Source organism: Shewanella sp. KCT (genome assembly GCF_007636505.1).
GTDB lineage: Bacteria > Pseudomonadota > Gammaproteobacteria > Enterobacterales > Shewanellaceae > Shewanella > Shewanella halotolerans.
In genome coordinates this window covers 1-8,253 of record NZ_LVDJ01000029.1, presented here as the reverse complement: position 1 = coordinate 8,253, position 8,253 = coordinate 1, and the positions used below count along the sequence as shown (strand labels likewise).

Sequence of the window (8,253 nt, the reverse complement as noted above, 5' to 3'; positions counted from 1 at the left end):
AGATGGGGCGCCGAAGGCGCTCCAGCTGTTTAGGCTAGAGACTTGCGACTTCTTGCTATTACTAGCAACTCAGCGGAGGCTGTTAAGAGCTGGCAATTAAGGGGAGATGCTGCCGAGATTATTAAACACAGACAAATTTCAGACATAAAAAAACCTGCTATTAAGCAGGTTATTATCTCTTCTAGAGAGGAGTGCATCAACAAGTTGGTACAGATGGCGAGACTTGAACTCGCACGGCCGTTAAGCCACTAGCACCTGAAGCTAGCGTGTCTACCAATTCCACCACATCTGCATCTTGTCTGTCTGATCTTACCGCTATTCTCTCGAGGAGAGCAACTGATAATGGTACCGAAGGACGGACTTGAACCGTCACTCCCGAAGGAAACGGATTTTGAATATATCGTGCGTAATATCACTATTATTTTTCATATAGTTACGATATAAAGTATGGACTTTGCAAATTCTTTGCATTTCAACATAAGACGCAAACTATGAGTAAACAGGTCGAACGGCACGATATCTCCGACGAATTATACATATACCTCCAGGATAATAGCGAGCGTTGGTATGCTCGCATTAAAGTCGCAGGTAAGTGGCGTTCAAAAGCCACCAAGCAAAAAGACAAAGAGAAAGCGATTGCTATGGCCTATCGCCTTCAAATGGAATACCAGTTCATGGCAGACCGAAATCTGCTCGTAAGTTCCAAGCGCTTTCGCGATGTGGCAGAGAATGTCATAAGCAACATGCAAACGGCCCTAGATAATGGAACCGGAGCCGTTAACTACAAGATATATATTCAAGTGCTACGCAAATACCATATTCCATTTTTTGATCGCACTTACATTACCTCAATAGATAGTGAAAAGTTGCGTGATTTTGATAAATGGCGCATCGAACAATTCGACAGAGTACCTGCCAAATCGACACTACTCAATCACAATGCAGCTATGCAATTGGTGTTCAAAGAAGCGGTTGAAAATAAGTGGATGTTAGCAGCTCAGGTACCCTCTTTGTCCACCAAAGGCATAGAGTCACAACGGCGAGCGCATTTCTCACCCGAGGAATACGATAAAGTTTTCGATGCGGTGTTAGCTCTTGAGCAAAACAGTCGAAAAGAAAAAACCCGTCAAATTCGCGAATTATTGCTGGATTATATGGAGTTCGCGGTCAATACAGGCATTCGACCTGGGACAGAAATGGAAAGTCTCACCTGGGGCGACATCCACATAGACACCAACGAACACAACATCATTTTCTATATAACCGTGACTAAGGGTAAAACCGTCAAACATACAGGAACTCGTGAAGTTGTATGCCGTGACGAAATCTTCTCTAGTATCCAAACATTAAGGGAACGGTTTCCGAATCGCAAACGCACGGACAAACTGTTTCGATTAGCTGATGGCAGTGAAACCAAAGAGCTTGGCAAAGCCTTTGATAAAGCTCTAACCGAAATAGGCTTAAAATCCTCCCCGCATGGTGTGAGAACGCTCTACTCATTGCGCCATACTTACATTACATGGCAATTAACGTCAGGGAACGTCAGCATGGAGGTGTTGGCTAAACAATGTGGTACTAGCATCGCCATGATCGAACAACACTACAGCCACATGACGCCGAAAATGTATAGTAAAGAGTTATCTGGTGTTGATTTGGGCAAATCCAAACCTGGCTTAAAACCCAAAAGAACACTTGGCATCAAGCAAAATCAAGCAAGACTCTCAAAGCTATTTAAAGATTGGCAAGTCAGCTATAAGCAACGAGGCTGCATTTAAGTTTAATGTTAAATCTGACCTTTTAAAGACGCTCTACTTGGCAGCAAATTTCGCGCCTCACAGTCAAGCACCTCGGCAATTTTGTAAAGCATGTCGAGCGTGATATTTGCCTCGGCCCGTTCTATACGGCCGATATAGCTGCGATCGATATCGGCTCGCAGCGCCAATTCATCCTGAGACATCCCTCGGGATTTACGCACTTGTCGCACAGCTCTACCAACTTCTATCGCTAACGTTTTCATAGGGTTCCTTATTTAAATCGGAACCACTATGAGAATTTGCTTCACAATTAACCACGGATTATAATCCGCAAAAGCGCTTATAATCCTCTTTTAAGCCGTGAGCCTGCAAGGAATCTCGCTGAGCCAGCTCATTACTAACGCAGAAGGAATTACTCATGACATCATTCAACCTAATCTTTAAAGGCGAAATACTAGAAGGGAAAGATAGGCATAAACTCAGCTTGGCATTGGCTAAGTTCCTCAATGTACCGGAGTCCAAAGCCCACCTGTTATTTTCCGGTAACCCTATTAGCATCAAAAAAGGCCTGACTGCGACTCAGGCAGAGGCCATGAAGTCAAAATTGCTTTCTGCTGGAATCATTACTTATCTTAAGCAAGTGCCAGCTGGCGAAAGTTCTGTGCCGGTAAAACAGCCAGAATCTAAACCTAAAAACTACCCGATAACAAAACTGTCTTCTGAACCCAAAACTGCATCAATTAAATCGAAAGTCACCTATGAGGGACTAAGCTCCCGTTGGCAGAAAATTTTCGCAGAGTTCGATTTTCGACAGGCTGATAAGTTAGGGTATTTTGCATCTGCCAAAAGCCAGCCGCACTTATCCCGCTCTAAAAAGGAACAAATCAAAGGACAGAACATCATCAACTTTAATGTGCTGGCATTCATTTTTGGCCCTTTTTATTACATGACAAAAGGAATGTGGAAGAAAGGGCTATACCTACTCTTGCTTACTTTGGCTCTGAATCTGCTAACCGTGGTTATTGTGTCATTATTCACAGACAGAGACATAAGCACGATGCTCTACATCATCAACTCTACTATCTACGGCTTAACCGCTAATTATGATTACTACCGCTATTACAAATTAGGCGAAACAACCTGGAGCTGGATGCCCAAATGGATGGCAAGTGGTACAACCACAGTATCCTTGGTTACTACCAGTTTTCTTGGTGTTCTGCTGCTCGCATACTCTGAGATGGCCGCAGCCGATAATGTATCCATGATCCAGGATGGTTACTTAACGGGCTATAAGCAGACGACCATTGGCCAAGCATTTGATAATTGGCAGGCTTGTACCAAGACATCATGGCGCGAGCAGCAAGCCAATAACGGAGCGATCAGCGTCATCTATCAATGCAGTATGGATGCTAATCAAGTGAAAAGCCTTGCGAAACAATCTTTGGTGTTTGTGACGGGTCAAATAGATGACGGCTTTCTGGCTCATATAGATGTCGCTATACTGGCAGTAAGTTTCCAGATCAATATTGATGACACCTTTGAAATTAACGGTGCTCAATGGGCATTCAAGTACGGTGAAGGGAAAAAATATACTCCCTTTGTTAATCCGAATTATGTACTGAAAGACATCTACACGAATCGCCTCAATGGCTCGGTTTCCGATGCATTTACACTGGATAATCTAGTGATTAATGGCGTGAATTAGAATTACTAAGGTATAAGCAACAATCCTCTTACTCTACCATCACTAAATGAGTACTAAGTCGTGGCCAAATTTTGTTGGTTACTATGAATTTTAAATCCCCTACAAAAGAAATCAGATAATTACTTTAACTTTTTTATTCAATTTCGCAGTTCCTCCAACCCTTACTCTGACGATACTATGGTTATCTATATCAATCATCACTTGAATCATAGATTGGCTTTTCATAGCACGCCCTTGCCCAAATCTAAAAATTTTATCTCGAAGCTTCGTATGCTTCACTAAATAGCATCCTAAAGCACCACTCGCGCTTCCTGTCGCGGCTTCTTCATTAATGCCGAATAAGGGTGCATAATTTCTACATTGGGCGGAAAAAAAACCATCATGACTCAATTCGAAAACGTGGAGACCAATAGTTCGATATTCACGACTGATGTTCTCAATTAGCTGATAGTCCGGATTTAAACGGTCCAACATACCGACTTCGACAGGTACGATGATATCAGGCAATCCTGTCGAAACTATTTCTATAGGCAGTCCAGTTCTTAAAATCACTTCTTCCGACACACCTAAAGCTTCTGACACTGCTTTAGCCGATGGTCCAATTCTTGTTGTAGGGAGAACCTGCTCCATCACAATATTACTATTAGTTACAACGACATTAAGCATTCCAGCTTTAGTATGCTGTCTGTACTCGCCTTCCTTGACGAAGCCTAAAGACCTCATACAAAAAAAAGTTGCCAATGTTGCATGTCCGCAAAAGTCGACTTCTGCTTCAGGAGTAAAAAAAGTTACGTCAAAATCACCGTCCGGTCTCTTTATCACAAATGCAGTTTCAGATACGCCAACCTGATTTGCTATCAGGAGTTTCTCTTCATCAGCAATCTCAGAAGTAAGGAAAACTACACCAGCGGGATTCCCTCCACGTTCATTAAATGTAAATGCATCCATAAGATATACATCCACACCTTGATTTAGAAGTTTAACCATTAACATTATTACCTACATATTGATTCCGATGAGTTTAAGTTCCAATAGCCAAAAAAATTACTTACATTCCACTACAAACCATAATTGATTCGCCGAAATATTTCTACAATCCTATCACAATAGGGGTTCCAGACTAACCTTCAATACTATTTTCCATATCCCAGATTTTATCCAAATCCTCAAGATACAAGCTAATGGCACGCTTATAGGTCAAAATTTCTTTTGAACTAGTAGTTTTTAAAAGTAAGTTCAATAGCCTTGATATCGCCTCATGATCTCGCCCTAGATTATAGAGACACATGCAATAAAAAGGGACAATCTCTAATTTATTTGGGTATTCCAACACAGTCTTCTCAAACATATCTAACGCATCAGCATACTTACCCAAACTTCTTAAAGTACTAGCCATCCCAAATAATGCATCAAAACGTTCCTCTTCTGACAAATAACCACAAAGAGCTGCTCTGTAGTACTTCAAAGCACTGTTTTCAAGTCCTTCATTATCCAATGACCATGCGGTATGTAGGTTAGCACTTCCACTCAACAATGGATCATCCAGAAACGGGTTAAGCAGTGCTCTAGATTCAACATGTCGACCACTATCCCTTAACTCTACAGCTCTTCTAATTAGTTCACTTTTCATATCAACCTCAAAAACTCTCAGATTATACGCTTTGACTCAATTAAGCTCACTGACACCGATGAGCACATTACTAAAACAAGCCCCAAATATTGCAAAGACGTCAACTCAACACCAAAAACCAATAGATCAATTATCAATGCCGTTATTGGGTAAAAGAACGAAATAGCTGCAATAGAGTAGATAGTTATCTTTCTAACAGCACCATACAACAATATATACATAACGCCAGTATGAACCACACCCAAAACTATGACATAAATCAGCCCAGACTCCGTCATAATCTTTGTGGAATCAACAAATGGCAATAACAAAAAACTGCCTATATTAACCTGAAAGAATGCAATTAAAGCCGGTGACATACCCTCCACCCTTCTTGTCAATAACGTTATCAAAGCGTAAAAAATTGCTGCAACAAATGCTAAAGCTATTCCCAAATACAAACTAGAAAAGTCATCTTGATTATGGTCAAATATATTGTCACCAAAACTAATCAAAAGCACGCCAACCAATGCACTCAAAAGCAATAGGCTTCTCCTTTGAAACAATGGCTCCCCAAACAAGAAGTAGGCTAAAACTATTAATATTACAGGCTGAGTATTATAAACAACTGTCGATACTGATATTGGCGCATAATCGAATGATTTAAAGAGCAACAACCAATTTACTGTTAAGCAAATTGATGCGAGAATTAATAATTTTATGTTTGCTAGAGTAACCCCTTTTAACCAACCACCATAAAAATAACAATAGATAGATAAGAATACCCCACCTAATATGCACCTCCAGAAAACCACATTAACTATTGGCAACCCAGTTTTGAAACAAAAAAACCTATTGTCCCGGCCAATATCATTGCACAAGTCATTTGCATTACCCCATAAGCTTGTGCTTCTTGATTACTCATCCCCCCTCCCTTCATGCGGAGTCTCATAAAAAATTTAAATCAAATCTACCGACATTCGTATCAATATAGTGATAAATTGTAATCACGTGCAACAGCAAGTTAAGAAACCATCAGTTACAGGACAGAAACAATGCATCACAATGATTTTTATGGAGAATATCTAACATTCGCGGTAATTTGCAAAACAATGTCAATTACCGATGCAGCAAAAATTCTTAACAAGTCTAAAGCTCATGTCAGCAGACAGCTATCAAACCTAGAGGCAAGAATCGGCACAAATCTTTTTATAAGGTCATCAAGAAACATTTCGCTAACTGATGCAGGTGAAGTCTTAATGAAAGATGCTTTAGAGCTACTGGCAATCTCACGTGAGATTGATCTAAAAGCTATGGCTCTTTCTAATGAACTAAATGGTAGTTTTTCTATTACAATTCCTACTTCCATAGCAACCTCATTCTTTCCTGACGTATTAGGGAAATTGAAGAAGAGCTATCCTAACATCACCTTCGAAATTGTTACCAGTAATAATATTGAACCCATCGCCTTAAAGAATATAGACATGGCAATTAGAATAGGCAAGCCTAAAGAAGAGAACTATGTCAGCATATTTTTAGGGCATTATAGAGACATTTTCGTTGCATCCAGCAGTTACAATTATTCAGACAAACTATTTGACAATACAATAGTTATAAACAACTTCTATATCAGAATGAAACGAAAATTTTCAATAAATGGGAAGGAATTAGATTTAAGCAACTTCAAGTCAACAATTATCGTAAACGAAACAGCCACACAACTAAGGTTATTAGAGCAAAGTTTCGGGATCGGGTTAATCCCATCCTTCGCATTTCCTTTCTATCAAAATAGCATAAGAATTGTAGCTCCAAATCTAGTCAGTGATGAATTGAGTGTATACCTTGTTTACCCTTATCAAAAAAAATTAACCAACAAAACATCAAAGATATCTAAATCTATAGTACAATATACAACCGAACACTTAAACAACAAGAAAGATACAACTTCAACTAGTCCAAATTAAGAATTAGCGCATGTAAGACAGAACCAACATCGAAGAGCAGCGCTAATGGATAGGTAACAGGATTAATGAATAGTTATTGCTCCAGGATATGTAATCAAACGTCTCTACAAACTCATAGGGTAGCTTCAATGCTATCTGGGAGCATCCACTCCATGATAGATTTTTCCATTATAATTTTAAAAAATCATTCTTTAAAGAAAAAAACACCTTACACTTCAGAATAGAAACGAGGTAAAATTGAAATAACAAAGCAACTCACGATTTCAGCTACGGTGGGAGAAGCAAAATGAAAAATTATAACGAGGAATTAATCGATCACCTATATGACACCTTAAAGGTCTTGTGTGAAACAAAAACTATATTTATACTCCTATCACTACTTCTACCAACGATACTAATATTTCATATCAACTCACTCTTTATTTTTACCACCTACTTTATCACATCCTGCATGTTCTCAAAATCGGCTAAACTGGGTGGATTGATAGGCGTATATATCGTTTGGTTAACATTAATATTGTACTACAACTCTCCAGAACCAGGCCATTACATCGAATTGATACTTAGAGGTTCACCAAGAGGGAATTCTGTAACCGAACACATAAAAAACAGCAAAGAAATAATAGATACAATTCCCAAAGGGTTTCAAGCTAAATTGTTGGTATCTTTTTTTCAAGGTGTTTTCTATGGAGGGTTTATCGGTTTAGGATTAGGAATGACAGGACGCGTTCTGAAAAGACAAAAATAGAACAAACAAGCGCATTTCAATCACATCAAATAGAGCATTGATGGTCAATTTTATGTAGACACTCACCTTAATAAATGTTTTAGTTTTTCCTTCAAACAAACACTGTTCTTGGGTTTTACTTTTACCCATTGGTCGACAAACTTAAGTTAAGTTTAAATATCGATCCAGTGTTATTCGAACATACAACTCCTTGTTGCATAAGAACACTAATGCGATAAGATAAAAAAGTATCACCAACCTGCCCTGTATATTGGCCTAATATTTGGCCTATGACTTTAGCTGCATTATGAGGACCCGTCTTGATTATTGCTAACAGAGAATGATCGAAAAACTCTTCATCAACAGTTTGAATTTCATCTCCATCCCATAACCTAACCATCTAGGGAATCCCCAGATAATTCCCTTTTTATTCAATTCAGTAGACACGCATGGTGTTGATTGATCTAATTGATTTCGCCAAAAAACTACCAGAT

9 protein-coding genes, 1 tRNA gene and 1 pseudogene are annotated in these 8,253 nt (G+C 39.2%); 4 read left to right on the top strand and 7 right to left on the bottom strand.

What is annotated here, in order from left to right:
- Positions 1-205: 205 nt before the first annotated feature.
- Positions 206-292: transfer RNA gene (locus AYI87_RS20955), tRNA-Leu, on the bottom strand.
- Between the two features lie 199 nt (positions 293-491).
- Between AYI87_RS20955 and AYI87_RS20950 the strand changes: the two genes are divergently transcribed.
- Positions 492-1,775 carry a tyrosine-type recombinase/integrase gene (locus AYI87_RS20950; RefSeq protein WP_186300691.1) on the top strand — a complete coding sequence of 428 codons (1,284 nt, stop codon included), beginning with the start codon at positions 492-494 and terminating at the stop codon, positions 1,773-1,775.
- Between the two features lie 8 nt (positions 1,776-1,783).
- Here AYI87_RS20950 and AYI87_RS20945 read toward each other — a convergent pair whose 3' ends face one another.
- Positions 1,784-2,017, bottom strand: a complete 234-nt coding sequence (locus tag AYI87_RS20945; protein WP_144204504.1) for a helix-turn-helix domain-containing protein — start codon at positions 2,015-2,017, stop codon at positions 1,784-1,786.
- 155 nt (positions 2,018-2,172) lie between these two features.
- On the opposite strand from AYI87_RS20945, the gene AYI87_RS20940 reads away from it, so the two are divergent.
- Complete coding sequence (locus AYI87_RS20940; RefSeq protein ID WP_144204503.1) at positions 2,173-3,459, top strand: DUF2628 domain-containing protein; 1,287 nt, start codon at positions 2,173-2,175, stop codon at positions 3,457-3,459.
- Between the two features lie 111 nt (positions 3,460-3,570).
- Here AYI87_RS20940 and AYI87_RS20935 read toward each other — a convergent pair whose 3' ends face one another.
- From AYI87_RS20935 to AYI87_RS21535, 4 genes and pseudogenes are all read right to left on the bottom strand, one after another.
- Positions 3,571-4,452, bottom strand: coding sequence for a PhzF family phenazine biosynthesis protein (locus AYI87_RS20935; RefSeq protein ID WP_144204502.1), 882 nt, complete (start codon positions 4,450-4,452; stop codon positions 3,571-3,573).
- Between the two features lie 127 nt (positions 4,453-4,579).
- Positions 4,580-5,089, bottom strand: coding sequence for a tetratricopeptide repeat protein (locus tag AYI87_RS20930; protein ID WP_144204501.1), 510 nt, complete (start codon positions 5,087-5,089; stop codon positions 4,580-4,582).
- A gap of 17 nt (positions 5,090-5,106) precedes the next feature.
- Positions 5,107-5,613, bottom strand: coding sequence for a DMT family transporter (locus AYI87_RS21485; RefSeq protein WP_260865202.1), 507 nt, complete (start codon positions 5,611-5,613; stop codon positions 5,107-5,109).
- A gap of 21 nt (positions 5,614-5,634) precedes the next feature.
- Positions 5,635-5,883, bottom strand: a pseudogene (locus AYI87_RS21535) (EamA family transporter); the annotation flags it as partial.
- Between the two features lie 240 nt (positions 5,884-6,123).
- Between AYI87_RS21535 and AYI87_RS20920 the strand changes: the two are divergent.
- Positions 6,124-7,032 (top strand): LysR family transcriptional regulator, encoded by a 909-nt coding sequence (locus tag AYI87_RS20920; protein WP_144204499.1) that lies wholly within the window; start codon positions 6,124-6,126, stop codon positions 7,030-7,032.
- A gap of 286 nt (positions 7,033-7,318) precedes the next feature.
- Complete coding sequence (locus tag AYI87_RS20915) at positions 7,319-7,780, top strand: hypothetical protein (RefSeq protein WP_144204498.1); 462 nt, start codon at positions 7,319-7,321, stop codon at positions 7,778-7,780.
- A 121-nt stretch (positions 7,781-7,901) separates the two neighbouring features.
- Here the strand turns inward: AYI87_RS20915 and AYI87_RS21530 are convergent, their stop codons facing one another.
- Positions 7,902-8,159 carry a DUF3658 domain-containing protein gene (locus AYI87_RS21530; RefSeq protein ID WP_144204497.1) on the bottom strand — a complete coding sequence of 86 codons (258 nt, stop codon included), beginning with the start codon at positions 8,157-8,159 and terminating at the stop codon, positions 7,902-7,904.
- Positions 8,160-8,253 lie beyond the last annotated feature (94 nt).

Bases quoted from the DNA above. Each gene is read 5' to 3' on its own strand.
- AYI87_RS20950 (WP_186300691.1), top strand. From the start codon at position 492: ATGAGTAAACAGGTCGAACGGCACGATATCTCCGACGAATTATACATA.
- AYI87_RS20945 (WP_144204504.1), bottom strand. From the start codon at position 2,017: ATGAAAACGTTAGCGATAGAAGTTGGTAGAGCTGTGCGACAAGTGCGT.
- AYI87_RS20940 (WP_144204503.1), top strand. From the start codon at position 2,173: ATGACATCATTCAACCTAATCTTTAAAGGCGAAATACTAGAAGGGAAA.
- AYI87_RS20935 (WP_144204502.1), bottom strand. From the start codon at position 4,452: ATGTTAATGGTTAAACTTCTAAATCAAGGTGTGGATGTATATCTTATG.
- AYI87_RS20930 (WP_144204501.1), bottom strand. From the start codon at position 5,089: ATGAAAAGTGAACTAATTAGAAGAGCTGTAGAGTTAAGGGATAGTGGT.
- AYI87_RS20920 (WP_144204499.1), top strand. From the start codon at position 6,124: ATGCATCACAATGATTTTTATGGAGAATATCTAACATTCGCGGTAATT.
- AYI87_RS20915 (WP_144204498.1), top strand. From the start codon at position 7,319: ATGAAAAATTATAACGAGGAATTAATCGATCACCTATATGACACCTTA.
- AYI87_RS21530 (WP_144204497.1), bottom strand. From the start codon at position 8,159: ATGGTTAGGTTATGGGATGGAGATGAAATTCAAACTGTTGATGAAGAG.